Annotated in this window: 15 protein-coding genes and 1 tRNA gene; 8 read left to right on the forward strand and 8 right to left on the reverse strand. The window is 60.7% G+C overall.

All coding sequences use genetic code 11. The annotated features are described in order from the left end of the window. Nucleotides 1-102 precede the first annotated feature (102 nt). Nucleotides 103-178, forward strand: a tRNA-Phe gene (locus tag HCF10_RS16280). Nucleotides 179-299: 121 nt separating this feature from the next. Here HCF10_RS16280 and HCF10_RS16285 read toward each other — a convergent pair. Together HCF10_RS16285 and HCF10_RS16290 are read right to left on the reverse strand one after the other, a co-directional pair. Further along, nucleotides 300-1,904 (reverse strand): ArnT family glycosyltransferase, encoded by a 1,605-nt coding sequence (locus HCF10_RS16285; RefSeq protein ID WP_167655944.1) that lies wholly within the window; start codon nucleotides 1,902-1,904, stop codon nucleotides 300-302. Between the two features lie 85 nt (nucleotides 1,905-1,989). Next, nucleotides 1,990-2,955 (reverse strand): arsenic resistance protein, encoded by a 966-nt coding sequence (locus HCF10_RS16290; protein ID WP_167655945.1) that lies wholly within the window; start codon nucleotides 2,953-2,955, stop codon nucleotides 1,990-1,992. 169 nt (nucleotides 2,956-3,124) lie between these two features. Between HCF10_RS16290 and HCF10_RS16295 the strand changes: the two genes are divergently transcribed. Both HCF10_RS16295 and HCF10_RS16300 read left to right on the forward strand, forming a co-directional pair. Beyond that, nucleotides 3,125-4,063: an alpha/beta hydrolase family protein gene (locus tag HCF10_RS16295; protein ID WP_167655946.1), complete on the forward strand. Its 939-nt coding sequence runs from the start codon at nucleotides 3,125-3,127 to the stop codon at nucleotides 4,061-4,063. A 17-nt stretch (nucleotides 4,064-4,080) separates the two neighbouring features. Next, a complete protein-coding gene (locus HCF10_RS16300; RefSeq protein WP_131696925.1) occupies nucleotides 4,081-4,494 on the forward strand; it encodes a hypothetical protein in 414 nt (137 codons plus the stop codon). Nucleotides 4,495-4,634: 140 nt separating this feature from the next. Here HCF10_RS16300 and gabP read toward each other — a convergent pair whose 3' ends face one another. Next, nucleotides 4,635-6,026 (reverse strand): GABA permease, encoded by a 1,392-nt coding sequence (gene gabP, locus HCF10_RS16305; RefSeq protein WP_145335863.1) that lies wholly within the window; start codon nucleotides 6,024-6,026, stop codon nucleotides 4,635-4,637. Nucleotides 6,027-6,582: 556 nt separating this feature from the next. On the opposite strand from gabP, the gene HCF10_RS16310 reads away from it, so the two are divergent. The 5 genes from HCF10_RS16310 (at nucleotide 6,583) to HCF10_RS16330 (ending at nucleotide 10,746) form a co-directional block, all read left to right on the forward strand. Next, nucleotides 6,583-7,356: an ABC transporter ATP-binding protein gene (locus tag HCF10_RS16310; protein ID WP_065925764.1), complete on the forward strand. Its 774-nt coding sequence runs from the start codon at nucleotides 6,583-6,585 to the stop codon at nucleotides 7,354-7,356. Between the two features lie 13 nt (nucleotides 7,357-7,369). Continuing rightward, nucleotides 7,370-8,122, forward strand: coding sequence for an ABC transporter substrate-binding protein (locus tag HCF10_RS16315; RefSeq protein ID WP_167655947.1), 753 nt, complete (start codon nucleotides 7,370-7,372; stop codon nucleotides 8,120-8,122). Nucleotides 8,123-8,196: 74 nt separating this feature from the next. Continuing rightward, entirely contained in the window at nucleotides 8,197-8,889 is a 693-nt protein-coding gene (locus tag HCF10_RS16320) for an ABC transporter permease (protein WP_053140866.1), read from the forward strand. Beyond that, on the forward strand, nucleotides 8,889-9,578 hold the full coding sequence (locus HCF10_RS16325; RefSeq protein ID WP_131696929.1) for an ABC transporter permease: 690 nt from the start codon (nucleotides 8,889-8,891) through the stop codon (nucleotides 9,576-9,578). The genes HCF10_RS16320 and HCF10_RS16325 overlap by 1 nt, the downstream gene beginning before the upstream one ends. Then, on the forward strand, nucleotides 9,559-10,746 hold the full coding sequence (locus HCF10_RS16330; RefSeq protein ID WP_167655948.1) for a methyltransferase: 1,188 nt from the start codon (nucleotides 9,559-9,561) through the stop codon (nucleotides 10,744-10,746). The genes HCF10_RS16325 and HCF10_RS16330 overlap by 20 nt, the downstream gene beginning before the upstream one ends. 241 nt (nucleotides 10,747-10,987) lie before the next feature. On the opposite strand, the gene bcsQ is transcribed toward HCF10_RS16330, so the two are convergent. From bcsQ to HCF10_RS16355, 5 genes are all read right to left on the reverse strand, one after another. After that, nucleotides 10,988-11,923 carry a cellulose biosynthesis protein BcsQ gene (bcsQ, locus tag HCF10_RS16335; protein ID WP_167655949.1) on the reverse strand — a complete coding sequence of 312 codons (936 nt, stop codon included), beginning with the start codon at nucleotides 11,921-11,923 and terminating at the stop codon, nucleotides 10,988-10,990. Nucleotides 11,924-12,099: 176 nt separating this feature from the next. Further along, nucleotides 12,100-13,224 carry an alginate O-acetyltransferase AlgX-related protein gene (locus tag HCF10_RS16340; protein ID WP_167655950.1) on the reverse strand — a complete coding sequence of 375 codons (1,125 nt, stop codon included), beginning with the start codon at nucleotides 13,222-13,224 and terminating at the stop codon, nucleotides 12,100-12,102. 12 nt (nucleotides 13,225-13,236) lie between these two features. Further along, on the reverse strand, nucleotides 13,237-14,652 hold the full coding sequence (locus HCF10_RS16345; protein WP_131696933.1) for an MBOAT family O-acyltransferase: 1,416 nt from the start codon (nucleotides 14,650-14,652) through the stop codon (nucleotides 13,237-13,239). 17 nt (nucleotides 14,653-14,669) lie between these two features. Further along, the gene (locus tag HCF10_RS16350) at nucleotides 14,670-15,335 is read right to left on the reverse strand and encodes an alginate O-acetyltransferase AlgF (protein WP_167655951.1); all 666 of its coding nucleotides are present in this window, start codon (nucleotides 15,333-15,335) and stop codon (nucleotides 14,670-14,672) included. Further along, nucleotides 15,335-15,997: an SGNH/GDSL hydrolase family protein gene (locus tag HCF10_RS16355; protein ID WP_167655952.1), complete on the reverse strand. Its 663-nt coding sequence runs from the start codon at nucleotides 15,995-15,997 to the stop codon at nucleotides 15,335-15,337. The genes HCF10_RS16350 and HCF10_RS16355 overlap by 1 nt, the downstream gene beginning before the upstream one ends. Nucleotides 15,998-16,010 lie beyond the last annotated feature (13 nt).

Raw genomic sequence — 16,010 nt, forward strand, 5'->3', positions numbered from 1 at the left:
TGATCAAAAACCGGGGTCGGCACGTAAGCGACGGTAATAATTAAATATTTTTTGAAAACTTGCTTGACGACCCCCTGAAAAACCCGTTTAATGCGCCCCGTTGCCCAGATAGCTCAGTCGGTAGAGCAGGGGATTGAAAATCCCCGTGTCGGCGGTTCGATTCCGTCTCTGGGCACCACTCATTAGTTTCAGGTGGTGCAAATGTCATCTGAAACACACAAAAAACCCGCCTAGTGCGGGTTTTTTGTTGCCTGCAATTTGAGCTATCCAAGTCGCAATTTTGAGATGAGGCGGCTGATTCATTCCAGCCGAAACACCATCAGTGGGTTGTCATTCAAACGCCCTTCAAAACTTGGCGCCTGATGCTCCAGAGGCGTGCCCTTGAGCAACGCGGTTTCCTTGCGCGCCACAATGACCCACGAAGGTCGCGGTAACGCGCTCAATCGTTCGATGTCTGCAGCGCTGATAAACGACGGCTGCTCGTCATGATCCAGATTCATCATGTAGCGCACCGCCCAGGTGTCCCTGCCGAGATTCAGGAACACCAGTGGCCCAGGCTGCGATACGCGAAGTGCTTCCACCTGACGGACGAATTGCCGAGTGTCGAACTGCAAATCCTTGGCGGGCTCCACCACCGTCACCAGCACCAGCCACTGTGCAGCCAGCGCGAATACGCTGAGCCACACCAGCCGCTCAATGCGTCGCCAGGCAATCAGCGCCGCCACTTGCAGCACCACCAGCGCGCTAATCAACAACGGCAACGAGACGTCAGGCCAGTAACCATGCTTCTGCCACCCATGTCGACAGACAAACACCGCAACCACGCACAACGCCGGCAGCGCCGCGACAAGCCCCTCGTAGCATCGACGCACCCCGGCGAGCCAGCCTTGCGCCTGGAGCAGCCCATAGGCAGCGACAGCGGCAAACATCGGCACCATGGGCAGAATGTAATAGGCGCGTTTGAAGTGCGGCACCGACAACCCGATCAAGATCATCAAGCCGCAGGCACCGAGCCGCATCACCAGTTGCACAGGGTCATCGAACCGTTCACTCCAGCGATGACGAAGCGCAACCAATGTGGCCAACGCCAACGGGACCACAGGGAAATAGCGGTACAAACTCAGCTGGAAATAGAAATATAACGGCTCGCCGGCTTCATCGAGGCGCCCGCCCACTTGCATCTTGAACACCTCATCTGCAAACGCATCGCCACCGCTGATACGCGCCAGCTTCACCAACAGCCACCAACATGCCGCCAGCAACACCAGGCCCACGATTCCGTGAGCTAAAACCTGCTTGACCCACTCGCCGGGACGACCCAGCACCCAATACACGCACACCACGCCACAGACCTCGATCAAGCCCAATGGCCCGCGTATCGCAAACCCCAGGATGAACAGCGGGAACACCGCGAGCTGGCGCCATCGCGAGCCGAGGCGCTCACCGCTGTGCAGCAGGTAGAAACTGCCCACACAAAGCAAAGCCACCATCTGGTCCAGACAGACCGAGCGCGACTTTTCCAGCAGTTGGGTGGTGAGCAACGTCAGCAGCACCGTGAGCAGCGCCCATGGGCGACTCGCCGGGACCAGCAAGCGATAGATCAAGGCCACGACCCCGGCGGATGCAAGGGCAGTGGGCAGCACATTGGCCAAGTGGTTGGGCGCACCGAACAGCCGGGCAAATACGTAACTGAAGAAGGTCGCGGTACCGGGGTAGTCCGCGTAAGGCTGCCCATAGGTGGTGGGGAAAAGACTCGCACCATGACGAAACATTTCCTGCAGGAACAGCGCCCAGCGCCCGTCAAACCCCTGAGGTTGCTGGTCCCAGATACCCAGCGTGAACAGCAACAGCGCGAACAGGAAAATGCCCAGAGACTCCAGGCGGAAGCGGTTGCTGTGATCCATGGGTTGGCCTGTCAGGTAGGGAGCGCCGACCTAGGGTGCCGAACGTATCCCTAATAGCGCCTGAACAAACCTGAACATTCACATTTCAACGACCTGCAGGCCACACCAGCCTCGGGATCAGGCGCACGTAAATCAACTCGCCCACCAATTCGACCAGGGTTTGCAGGATCACCGCCGTCGCCGCCAGCCCACGCACATCGTCGGGCAAGGCCAGCGCCAGGGGCAGCACCACCAGCGAATTCCGTGTCGACGCGCTGAACGTCACTGCCCGGGCCGTAACCGCCGGCAGCGCGAACAGCCGCGACGCCAGCGCCCCCATTAACGGCGCCAGCACCAGAAAGCCGATATACACCGGGATCACCGGCAGCAGCAGGCTGATGTCACGTACCACCGAAGTGATCTGCGAACCGATCACCACGAACAACACCCCCGCCATCGCCGGCACCGGCAACCATGCCCAGGCATTGTTCCAGGCATTGATAACCGCCGACCTGCGCGCCAGGGATGCAGTGATCACCGCCAGCACCATCGGCACCACAATCAACAATACAAACGCCTCTATAAACGGCCCCACCGCTACCACCACCCCGGACTGCGCCCCCAGCATCAACCCCAGGTACACCGGCAACAGCAGTAACTGCAGCAACAACAGCACCGGCGTCGCCGCCAGCATCAAGCGTGAATCGCCTTTACCGATATGGGTAAACACCACCACGTAGTCGATACACGGCGTCAGCAACACCAGCAATGCGCCCACCAGCAACGCCGGGCGCTCCACCAGGCCACGGGTCAACACCCACACCAGCAACGGCACGAGGATGAAATTGGCCAACAGCAACGCCGACAGAAAGCGCTTGTGACTCAAGCTCTGGCGCAGATCCAGAAAAGGGATTTGCAGGAACATCGCATACATCAACACCGCAATGGCGGGCGTGACCAGCACGCCGAGGCCATGGGCCAACGAAGGCGCGAGCAGGCCGAAAGCGGCAGCCAGGAGGACAGCGGCGAAGTAGAGGGGGATCTGGTTGTGTTCGAGGGTGTCGCGGGTCATGGTCGAGCTCAGATCAATCGAAAGATCGTCAGCCTATGCACCCAAAGGACCAAGGTCGAGCGTCATGGCCATCTTCACCCCCATGGCGCGCTAGATTTGTTAATTTCGGTTGCCTATAAAAAGCGCGTGAGCCTCCAGGCACCACAAAGCGCACGGATCGAGCGGACCTATGAACCTTCCAACCCGCCCCACCCAAGAAGCATTCCTCGAATCCGCCGCAGACGGCCACCCCCTCGGCGGCTTCACCTGGCGCCACCCGCGCACCGACCTTGGACGCCCGGTCGTCATCATCAATGCCGCCACCTCCGTGCGCTGCCGCCACTACTCACGGTTCGCCGATTACCTGTTCGCCAACGGCTTCGACGTGATCACCTACGACTATCGCGGCATCGGCGAGTCGCGCAGCGGTTCGTTGCGCGGTTTCAAGGCGTCGTGGTCGGATTGGGGCACGCTGGATTTCGAAGCGATCCTGCTGCGGGCACAGCGGGAGTTTCCAGGCCAACCGATTGATGTGGTCGGCCACAGTTTTGGCGGCTGTGCGGCGGGGCTGAGCGCATCCGGCGCGGTGATCCGGCGAATCGTGACCGTGGGCGCGCAGTTCGCCTACTGGCGCGATTACGCAGCCGCCGGACGCTGGCAGATGTTTGCCAAATGGCATGTGCTGATGCCGTTGGTCACGGCACTCTGCGGGTATTTCCCCGGCAAGCGCCTGGGTTGGTTGGAGGATACGCCGGCAGGCGTGGTGCGTGACTGGAGCACGCCAACGCCCAGGTATGAGACGCGACCCAGCGGGCGTGCCCTGGCCGACGTGCCATTCAGTCGTGTGAAGGCGCAGGTGCTGGCGATCAGCATCACCGACGACCCGTTCGGCACCGTGGCGGCGATTGAGCGATTGCTGGGCTATTTCGCAAACAGCGAGCGCACCCATCTGCGCATCGCCCCGGAAGATATCGGCGAAAAACAGATCGGACATTTCGCGTTCTTTCGCAGCGAGTATCAGGATCGGTTGTGGCCGATTGCATTGACATGGCTTCAACACGGCCAATTAACGGCGGATACCCTTGGGATTTCCCTCAACCTGCGCTTCAATACCCCACCCAGATCCTGACCCAAGGACGTGAGCCCATGGCCTCGCCGAACAAGCAGCAAAAACGTGCCCACCGGGCCAAGGCCAAGGCCAAGCAGAACCGCACCCAACGCGCCGTCGCGAGCAAGCCGGATGCGTTTGCCGGCGATGACGACCGGATTGACCTTGAGTCGGTGGATTTGACCGAGCTGTTCGTCGAGATGCGCACCGCCGGCGAGACCAGCCAGCAGGCCCTCTGCGCGGTATTCCTGGCCCACCCCCTGCTCGCGCTGGTGCTGGAGCAGGAAGGCGAAGAAGAAGCCACCGACTTTATCCTGGCGGCACTGATCGAGTATCGGCAGTGGGCCACGGACAGCGACGATGAAACCGCCGCACTGGCGTGGATTGAATCGCCGCAGTTCCAGGCCGATTACGTCGCCGCATCCCAGGCGCTCACCAACTCCCAAGACTGACGCAAAACAAAATGTGGGAGGGGGCTTGCCCGCGATAGCGTGGTATCAGTCAATTAGATGTCGACTGACGCACCGCTATCGGGGGCAAGCCCCCTCCCACATTTGAACTGCGGCGCAATCAAGCACCGCATTCCATCACATCAATTCAGCACCACAGCGCCTGCTCTCTGCGCCTTGCGACGGCTCGACACAAACAACCCCGCCGCCACCACCAGCAAGCTCAAGACCCCAGTCGCGATGATCTCGACCCGGTGCGCTTCCTGGAACAGCATGATGGTCAACGTGCCGACGATAAACACCATCACCGCGTAGGTCAGGCCTGGGAACAGCCACATCTTGAAGACAATTTTCTCGCCCGCAGCCATGCGTTTCTGACGCATGCGCAGTTGCGACACTGCAATCACCAGGTACACCAGCAGCGCGATGGCACCGGAGCTGGCCAGCAGGAATTCGAACACCGCAGCCGGTGCCACGTAGTTGGCAAATACCGCCAGGAACGCCGCGCCAGTGGACAGCAACACCGCCCAGTAAGGCGTGCCGCTCTTGTTGGTGCGCTTGGCCACGGCCGGTGCATCGCCGCGACGGCCCAGGGAGAACAGCATGCGCGAAGCGGTATACAGCGCCGAGTTCAGGCAGCTGGTCACGGCAACCAAGACCACCAGGTCGACGATCAGCTTGGCGTTCGGAATACCCATGCGTTCCAGCACGGTCTGGTAGGAACCTACGGCCGCGAGGGTCGGATCATTCCAAGGCACCAGGGACACGACGATGAAGATCGACAACAGGTAGAACAAGCCAATCCGCCAGATCACCGAGTTGGTGGCCTTGGTGATTTGCTGGCCCGGGTTCTTCGATTCGGCCGCAGCGATGGTGACGATCTCGGTGCCCATGAAGGAGAACATGGTGGTCAGGATCGCCGCTAATACCGCGCCCATGCCGTTGGGCATAAAGCCTTGGGTGTCGAAAAGGTGCGAAACGCCGCTGACCTGGCTGGTCGGCAGGAAGCCGAAAATCGCCGCCAGGCCGAGGATCACAAAGCCCACGATCGCCACGACCTTGATCAACGCAAACCAGAACTCGAACTCACCGTAGTTCTTCACGCTGAACAGATTGGTGGCCGTCAGCAGCAGGGTGATGATCAGTGTGAAGGCCCAGATGGCCACATCCGGGAACCAGGCGTGGAGAATGGTCGCGGCGGCGTTGGCTTCCAACGGAATCACCAGCACCCAGAACCACCAGTACAGCCAGCCGATAGTAAAACCGGCCCAGTGACCGATCGCACGGTCGGCATAGGTGGAGAACGAACCGGTGTCCGGCGACGCCACGGCCATTTCGGCCAGCATGCGCATCACCAATACCACCAGCGTACCCGCTGCGGCATACGCCAGCAGGACCGCAGGGCCGGCGGCAGCAATCGCGTGGCCGGAGCCGACAAACAAACCGGCACCAATGACGCCGGCAATCGACAGCATGGTGACGTGACGCGGTTTGAGCCCCTGTTCGAGGTCATTGGAGCTTTGCGTACTACTCATTGACACACCTTTGCGAGGAATTGCGAAAACGGTCCGCCCGGCCTTGGCTCTTCCTCGTGAAAAGAAACCAACAGGGCGTTCTTTATTTTTTACGCAAGATTTGCGCCAAAATGTTACAAGACCGCGATTGACGCGGCCTGTAGGACGATTCAACAGTCATCGCAAGTCATTGAGAACAATGGCATTTCGCTATAGCGTTACCGTGCGACTCACTTTCAACACGAACAAACGCACCAAAAGCACACACAAAAAGTACACGGCGCGCCATAAAAGGGCCGATAGGTACCGTTTGCCCGTTTAACCCTTCCAACACCCGGCCAAAGCTGGCACCATCGCGCCCTTTTTTACGCGAAGCCTGCGGGATTCACGGGTTCAAACGGTTGTTCGGTTGTTGATGGCGCGACACCCTGCTGTACCGATGCGACACCCTGCCGCACACCGCCCGTTTACCGCCCGCCGCGCTGTTGGCCGCCATCAAGACGCTATGCTAGCTTGGCGCCTCGCCAGGAAGGCGGCCCAACAGCGAAGATCGCAATGAACACAATGAGGACCCCACATGGCCGAGGCCACGCCCGCGCTTGAAATCCGCAACTTGCATAAACGCTATGGTGAGCTGGAGGTACTCAAAGGTATCTCGCTGACCGCTCGCGACGGCGATGTGATCTCGATCCTGGGTTCCTCCGGTTCCGGCAAGTCCACGTTCCTGCGCTGCATCAACCTGCTGGAAAACCCGCACCAGGGCCAGATCCTCGTGGCCGGCGAAGAACTCAAGCTCAAGGCCGCGAAAAACGGCGAGCTGATGGCCGCCGACGGCAAGCAGATCAACCGCCTGCGCAGCGAAATCGGTTTTGTGTTTCAAAACTTTAACCTGTGGCCACACATGAGCATCCTCGACAACATCATCGAGGCCCCTCGTCGCGTGCTCGGCCAAAGCAAGGCCGAGGCAATAGAAGTGGCCGAAGCCCTGCTGGACAAGGTCGGCATCGCCGACAAGCGCCACGCCTACCCCGCGCAATTGTCCGGCGGCCAGCAACAACGGGCCGCCATCGCGCGCACCCTGGCGATGCAGCCCAAGGTCATCCTGTTCGACGAGCCCACTTCAGCCCTTGACCCGGAAATGGTCCAGGAAGTACTTAATGTGATCCGCGCGCTGGCCGAAGAAGGCCGCACCATGCTGCTGGTCACCCACGAAATGGGCTTCGCCCGTCAGGTCTCCAGTGAAGTGGTGTTCCTCCACCAGGGCCTGATCGAAGAGCAAGGATCGCCACAGCAGGTGTTTGAAAACCCGCTTTCGGCGCGCTGCAAACAATTCATGTCCAGCAACCGCTAACGGAGCAACATGCATGCAGAACTATAAAAAATTCCTTCTGGCCGCGGCCGTCTCGATGGCGTTCAGCGCCACGGCCATGGCAGAAACCTTGACCATGGGGATCGAAGCGGCCTACCCGCCGTTCAACAACAAAGACGCCAGCGGCAACGTGGTCGGCTTCGACAAAGACATCGGCGACGCCCTGTGCGCGAAGATGAAAGTCGAGAAGTGCGACGTGTATGTGTCCGACTGGGACGGCATCATCCCTGCCCTGAATGCCAAGAAGTTCGACTTCCTGGTGTCCTCGCTGTCGATCACCGACGAGCGCAAGCAAGCCGTCGACTTCACCGACCCGTACTACTCCAACAAGCTGCAGTTCATCGCACCTAAAGCCACCGCAGACTTCAAGACTGACGCCGGCTACCTGAAGGGCAAGGTCATCGGCGCACAGCGCGCAACGCTGGCCGGCACGTACCTGGAAGACAATCTGCCTGATACCGAAGCCAAGCTCTACGACACCCAGGAAAACGCCTACCTCGACCTGACGTCCGGCCGCCTCGACGGCATCCTCGCCGACAAGTACGTGCAGTACGAATGGCTCAAGAGCAAAGACGGCCAGGCCTACGAGTTCAAGGGCGACCCGGTTGTAGAGAGCGACAAGATCGGGATCGCCGTACGCAAGGGCGACCCCCTGCGCGAGCGCCTGAACAAAGCCCTGGCAGAGATCAAGGCAGACGGCACCTACAAGAAGATCAACGACAAGTACTTCCCGTTCAGCATCGAATGATCTGAACGGCCTGCCCGGCGCGCGCCTTTGAGCGCGCCGGCTTTCAGCAATGCCTGCCGCGATATGAAAACACCATGAATTTCGATCTCTACGGATTCGGCCCGGCGCTCGCTGCCGGCGCGCTGATGACCGTCAAACTGGCGCTCACGGCATTATGCCTGGGGCTGGTACTCGGCCTCGCCGGTGCCCTGGCCAAGACTTCCCCGTACAAGCCGTTGCAATGGCTGGGCGGTACTTACTCGACAATCGTTCGCGGTGTGCCGGAACTGCTGTGGGTGCTGCTGATTTACTTCGGCACGATCAACGCCATGCGATCACTGGGTGAGTTGCTCGACATTCCCGACCTGTCCCTCAGCGCCTTTGCCGCTGGCGTCATCGCGCTGGGCCTGTGTTTCGGCGCCTACGCCACGGAAGTGCTGCGTGGCGCGATCATCTCCATTCCCAAAGGCCACCGCGAAGCGGGTGTGGCGCTGGGCCTGTCGAAGTTTCGTATCTTTACCCGATTGATCATGCCGCAGATGTGGCGCATCGCCCTGCCGGGGCTGGGCAATCTGTTCCTGATCCTGATGAAAGATACCGCGCTGGTCACGGTCATCGGCCTCGAAGAAATCATGCGCCATGCGCAGATCGCCGTAACCGTCACTAAACAGCCTTTCACCTTCTATATGGTCGCCGCGTTCATCTACCTGGCCCTGACGTCGCTGTCGATGGTGGCTATGCACTTCCTGGAAAAACGCGCCGCCCGCGGCTTCGTGAGGACGACGTAATGGAATGGGAAGTCATCATCAAGTGGCTGCCGAAGTTTATCCAGGGCGCCATCCTGACCCTGGAACTGGTGAGCATCGCTGTGATCCTCGGCCTGATCCTGGCCATCCCGCTGGGTATCGCGCGCTCGTCCAGGCACCTGTCTGTGCGCGCCCTGCCCTACGCCTACATCTTTTTCTTTCGCGGTACGCCGCTGCTGGTGCAATTGTTCCTGGTCTATTACGGCCTGGCTCAATTCGAAAGCATCCGCTCAAGCTTCATGTGGACGTACCTGCGCGACCCGTTCTGGTGTGCCACCGCCACCATGACGCTGCATACGGCGGCCTATATCGCCGAGATCCTGCGGGGCGCCATCCAGGCCATTCCGCCGGGGGAAATCGAAGCAGCCCGTGCGTTGGGCATGTCCAGGCCCAAGACGCTGTTCTACATCATCCTGCCCCGGGCCGCGCGCATCGGGCTGCCGGCCTACAGCAACGAAGTCATCCTGATGCTCAAGGCCAGCTCGCTGGCGAGCACCGTGACCCTGCTGGAGCTGACCGGCATGGCCAGGACGATCATCGCGCGCAACTACCTCACCGTGGAGATGTTCTTCACCGCCGGCGTGTTCTACCTGCTGATCTCCTTCCTGCTGGTGCGCGGCTTCAAACTGCTGGAACGCTGGCTGCGCGTCGATGCCTGCCAGGGACGTTGAAGCCCGCTTCAAGGCGCTGGATGCGTTTCTGATCGAGCACCAAGGGCTGTGGCGACCACGGCCCTTTATTCATCGGCAATTGCCTTGGGAAACCGAGCATCCGGAACTGGCCCGGTGGCTGCGTCAACGCTCGTTGTCCGACGCAGAAACCAGCCATAACCACCCCCACACCCTACCGGCGCCAGCGCCTTTTCCCACACTGGCCCGCGAAGCCTTGCGTCTCAGTGCTGTGGATAAGTTACCGACGCATCCCCTGCACCCCGCCGCGCACCGCCTGAATGTCGATGTACCCGGGCGCAAATGGCAGCAAATCGAAGCCTTCGGTGCCGCGCTGGTCTTTGCGCAAACACCCCGGCATTGGCTGGACTGGTGCGCCGGCAAGGGCCACCTCGGCCGCCGCCTGTTGCACACAGGCCAACAGCTGACCTGCCTGGAATACGACCCGGCGCTGATCGCGGCAGGCCAGGCCTTGAGCGACCAGCATGGATTGCCCGTCACCCATCGCCTGCAAGACGTGATGGCCGATGTGGCGCTCGGCCCCGAACACACGCCTGTCGCTCTGCACGCCTGCGGTGACCTGCACGTGCGTCTGCTGCAAGTAGCCAGTGCCGTCGGCTGCAAACAGCTGGCGCTGGCGCCCTGCTGCTATAACCGCATCAACGCGTCGACTTACCAGCCGCTTTCCAATGCGGGCCGTGCTTCACGTTTGCAACTATCGGTTGATGACCTTGGCCTGCCGCTGAGCGAAACCGTCACCGCGGGTAAACGCGTGCGCCGGCAACGGGACATGTCGATGGCCCGCCGCCTGGGTTTCGATCAGTTGCAACGCCAGTTACGCGGCTGCGACGACTACCTGCCCACACCGTCCCTGCCCGCCAGCTGGCTGGACAAACCCTTTGCTGATTACTGCCGGGAGCTGGCGGGTGTTAAAGGGTTATCCACAGATGAGCAGGATTGGCCGGTGTTGGAAGCCTATGGCTGGCAGCGCTTGGCCGAAGTCAGAAACCTGGAACTGGTGCGTGGTCTGTTTCGGCGCCCGCTGGAGTTATGGCTGGTGCTGGATCGGGCACTGTTTTTGGCCGAGCACGGCTACAGGGTAGAAGTTGGGATCTTCTGCGAAACGACACTGACACCGCGCAACTTGTTGGTGCTCGCCGAGCGCGATTAGGGGGCAAAATTGTCGCACCCCAACCTGTGGATAACTCTGTTGATGAATTTTGTACGGAGCCTGTATCCACCTACGCTACAGCCCAAATGCCATGCTGTTCATTTTTTACTCACAAAATAAAGTGCACGTAAAACAGGCAGTTGCGGCGAGTTGAGAACGGCTCCACAAAAAAGTTGTTTCATGACCCAGGCATTCAACCGATTGTGCATAAGCATCTGGCGCTAAGCCTTTAAACCGCCATTTACAGACATTTTTTGCGAGCAATCAGTAGTCGGCAAAGGTCGTTGATATCGTCCGCAGCCAAGCCCAATGCCTGGCTGTCCAATGGGTCGGTTCCGAATGCCAGCGCTTCACTGATCGATGTGTCGCGGTGCACCTCCAGCGGCTCTTTCGCGCCCAGACGCTGCTTGAACGCCTCGACCATATCCAGGCTGAAGGCATTGCCCTCGTCCAGCTGGTTGATCAAGAAGTGAACGTGCGGCGGGCGCTCACGCTCAAGGTGGGGCGCCAGCAGCCCATTAAGTTGGTCCAGAGTGCCCAGGGAAGCGGCGTCAGGCTGCGCAACCACCAACACCACATCGGCCACGCTGAGGGCTTGATGAAAGTAAACGTTATGACCGGCGGGGGTATCGATGATCACCGTATGCCGGGCACTCAAGCCCATGGTCGAGAGGTGCTGGGCCAGCCAGTCCGGCTCGTTTTTGAGCCAGCGCTGCAGGTCTTCCTGTTGCTGCATGTCGGTTTCACCAAAGGGGAGCACGCGACTGCCGAAAAAACCGGGCTGCTGGATGTTCTCCCACTGCCCATGTCGCAGACTGGTCAGGCCGATACCCGGCACGCAAGGGCTGACCCCGAAGTGCAAACGCAAGGCGTTCTGAGGGTCCAGGTCCACCGCTACCACCGACTCGCCATGGCGCTGTAAGCCACTGCTCAAGGCCGCCGCCAAGGTGCTTCGTCCGACCCCACCATTGACCGACACCAACGCAACCACACACGGATGCCGCGCAGCCTTATTCAACGGATGGGACTGCTCATTGACACCGGAAGTTGGTGGAGGAAACGGGGTGCCGTCATCCACGGGGACGCTGCCGAAAAAGTGCATTCGCGCATTCAGCCCTTGGGGATCGAGGCTGACGTCTTTGCCCAGCAGAACCAGAAGACCGTCGGTGAAGCTCATAGCGCAATCCTCATCACGGCGAAGCTTAAAGACGTGAAAAGGTCAGCTGATACGACTGCTTACCGCAGGTCTTTTTGTGGTCGCCCTTGTGCGAGCAGTCTGCTTCAAGCTCGCCAAGGTGTCATTATTTTGATCCTTTCGCTGTTTATTTTTTAGACAGACGGCAAGCCGTCAAATTACTGACCAAGCGTGATGATGTCATACGGCGTTTGCAGGTCGCGCTCTGGAATCTCCCAGATCAACAACTTAGGCGGGGTTTGCCGGAACGCCGGGCTGTCGAAGTACGCCTTGGCCGCGCCGGAAAATTCGCCGCCATCCTTGCTGAAATTGCCTACCGGCGCATTCAGAGCTTTTTGCAGGAAGCCCACAAAGTTCGAATTGCGCGAGAACGAGGTACCGATCAGCGCCACATTGGGCAGGCCGGCGTCGCCGAACAGGTCATCGGCACTGCTGGTGGCACCGCCGCTTTCGTGAGCGGAACTGGCCGCGACCGATTCCCCTGGCGGCTGCAACTTGGGTGGCAACCAGTCGAGACCGGCCAGGCGCACCAGGTCTCCCGGGCGCACGGCGAGCGGCGCCTGGGTAATCTCGAAGGCTTGCTCGGGCGTGGCCTGGATGCCACGTTGCCGGATGCGTTGTACCAGGGCCTTGGCCCCCGCGTTTGAGCCGATTTCGCTCCAGTGGGTGTCGGTACGCAGGTACGCTTCCGGGCCCAGCGGCTTAAGGGTGTCGGTCAGGTCGAGTGCTGATACGCCAGCCGCCTGCAACGTGGCGGTCCAAGCCTGGATGCGGCCATCAAGCGCCGCAGGACGGTACAGACCGCAACGTTGGGCGGCGGCGATACGGCTCTTGTCCGGCACCACCACCACTTGCAGGTCGATGCCCTTTTTGCCCAGTTGCTGCTGCAAGGCGATCACCGCCTGGGCCTTGGTCTGTGCATTGGCCTCGGCATGGCGGTTGATGCGCAGTTCATCGCTGATAAACAGCCAGCCTGGGCAACCCTGGCGCACACGCGGCCCGGTGTCGCCGAACGCCAGCCAACTGGTCCCACGCTCCAGGTCGGCAGCCTGGATCGCCATCGGCGCCTTGGCCAGTTCCTTGGCGAAACGGTGGGTCAACTCACCGTGCAGCAGCATGTCGCTGTCGATCTTGGCGGGCAAGAAGCTGATCGGCCCCTTCACCATCAGCCAGGCACAGGACAGCAGCCCCGCCGCCAGGAAGGGCACCAGCACCCAGGCCGCCAGGGGGCTGGTGCGAACGGCCAAATCGCTCGGAGGAGTCGGCGCGGTAGGAGCGGGCATGGTCGGGCGTCCTTAGAACTGAAAGTACAGAAACGGTACAGCGTCGCGGCTGGCGATCAGCGCGAACGACAACAAAAACCCGGCCACCGGCCACAACGAAGCAGCCACCACAAACCAGGGTTGGGTACCGAAACGCTGCTCGCAACGCACCTGCCAGATCGGCGCAATGATGCACACCAGGCCCAGCAACGCCGCCATGCCGTGGGCCGGGCGCATGGCCACGGCCATTGCGTCACCCAGGGCCACGCCATGCATACCGAACTGGCCGGCGTACATGGTCAGTGCCGAATGGAAGTCCGGCGCGCGGAACAAGGTCCAGGCCAGGCACACAAACAGCAGCGTCAGGATGTGCGACAGCACCGGCGGAATGCGCGGCAGGCTCGACCGCGACCAGGCGCGATCCACACACAGCGCGATACCATGTGCCGCCCCCCACAACAGGTAGTTCCAGCTGTCGCCGCCGTGCCACAACCCGGCGATCGCCATGGTCAGGAACAGGTTGCGATAGGTGCGCCACACGCCGTCGCGGTTACCGCCCAGGGCGATATACAGGTAGTCGCGCAACCAACTGGACAACGACAAGTGCCAACGACGCCAGAAGTCCTGGATGCTGCTGGCCAGGTACGGCCGGTTGAAGTTTTCCGGGAAGTGAAAGCCCAGCATCAGGCCCAGGCCGATAGCCATGGCGCTGTAGCCGGCGAAGTCGAAGAACAGTTGCAGCGAATAGGCCAGGCAACCGACCCATGCATCCACCAGACTCGGGTTTTCGAGGTGGAAGGCAATGTCCACCAACGGCGACAAGGTGTCAGCCACCAGCACTTTCATGCCCATGCCGATCATGAAGCGACGCGCGCCCAGAGAGAAGTTCGGCCAGTTGAAATAACGCTGGTTCAGCTCGCGACGGACCCAGTCGTAACGAATGATCGGGCCTGCAATCGAGTGACCGAACATCGAAATGTACGTGGCGTAATTGATGAAGCTGCGCTCCACCGGCACCGTATGACGGTGCACGTCCACCAGGTAGGAAATCGCCTGCAACACGATGAACGACAGACCGGCCGGCAAGGCCACGCGCTGCCAATCCAGCGGCATGGCGCCGTACCAGGTGATCACCTCGCTCACGGTGCCGGCGACGATGTTGGCGTACTTGTACCAACACAGCACCGCCGTGTTGAACACGATCAACGCAATCAACAGGCGCACCCGGCCTTTGCCGTCCTCACGGGAGCGGTCCACCAGCAGGCCGCCGACCCATGCCACCACGGTCAACACCATGTGCAGGAACAGGAACAGCGGGCTCAGCCAGCCATAGAACAACCAGCTGCCGATCAACAGGATGACATTGCGCCAGCTCGGACGAGCCAGGGCATAAATCAACAGGAAGGCCGGCAGGAACAGCGTGAGAAATTCGAGTGAGGCAAAGACCATGGTGGTGTCGGGCCCGATCAGTTAGCGAGCGAATCAGGCGCGAACAACAACCGTGAGCCCGTTGCGGATGGCAGTGCCAATACGCTGTAGCGCTCGCCTGCCTTGAGGCTGAAGGTCAGTGGTTGGCCGACCGACGCACCGGCGCACTTGAGCTGCACCGACAGCTCCACCGGGTTGATCATGCGGCGCTGCACCGCACCTTCAGCCACCTTCTTGAACAGCTCGGCTTTTTGCGCCACGGCTTCCAGGCTGGCGTCGGCGCACGCGGCGTCGGCGTTGATAAAGGCCAGGGAGGCTTTCAAGGCGTTGAAGTCGTCCGGTTGCTCATGGATCACCACCTGGCGAAGACCGCCCTTGGCATCAGCCACCGCCACCACCGTCGCGAATTCGCCCGGGGCCACAGTGACCGCCAGGTCGGCGGTCTTGCCGCCCTGGCTCAACACGCCCTTAATGGGCGCACTGCCGCCCGACACAGGCAGGTAATCGGAAACTCGCTTGTCACCCGCCAATACCAGGCTGGCCTTGGAACCTTCGGCGACCAGTTTCAATTCGCTGTCAGTACCATTGGCAAAACGCAGGAACGCCGAGTCCTTTTCCGGCCCGGTGGGGTACAGCGGAATGTCGGCGCTCCAGGCACTGACGCTGGCGAGCAAGGTCGCAAGACCCAGGGTGATGCGCATCATCACTTGGCTCCCTTCACAGCGTCTGCCGGCAATGTCGACAGTGCACCGCCAATGGCCTTGGCCCACTTCTGGTAGCCATCGATGGTGAAATGCTGACCGTCAGTGGTGATCCATTCGCCTGGCTTGGAGAAGGTCAGCGAATCGATATAGGTGCACGGCGCCACGTTGGTCGCGAGAAATTGCGACATCAGCTTGGTACGCGCGTCATCCTTCTTATACATGCTGCCGACCTTGCCCCACGCCGGGCCGACCCACACGCATTTGGTGCCGGTTTCGCTGACAGCCTTTGTCAGCGAAGTCACACTCTTCCACGCCCAAACTTTCGGGAACTGCGGATCAGGGTAAGAGGCCATGGTGTCGCCGATGATGATCACGACGAGGTCCGGCTTGTCCTTGGCGATCAGGTCCTTGACCGGCGTGGTGCTCATGGCGTTTTTGCCGAACACCTGAGGCTTGCCGCCGGGCAATTGCTCGGCTCCACAGTCGACTTTCTTCGGCACGATCCAGTCGGCGGCACCGGCACCGCAGGCACCGATGGTGTGAACCTTGGCGCCTTGCGCGGTGAGGTTGGCTTGCAGCGGGTCCAGCAAATGGTCCGGGAAGCTCAAGTGGCTTTCGCCCAGTACCAGCAGGGTCAGGCCGGCAATTGCAGAAACAGGCATGGATGACTCCTAT

The sequence above is a fragment of the Pseudomonas sp. B14(2022) genome (assembly GCF_012030485.1).
In the GTDB taxonomy this organism is placed as follows: Bacteria; Pseudomonadota; Gammaproteobacteria; order Pseudomonadales; family Pseudomonadaceae; genus Aquipseudomonas.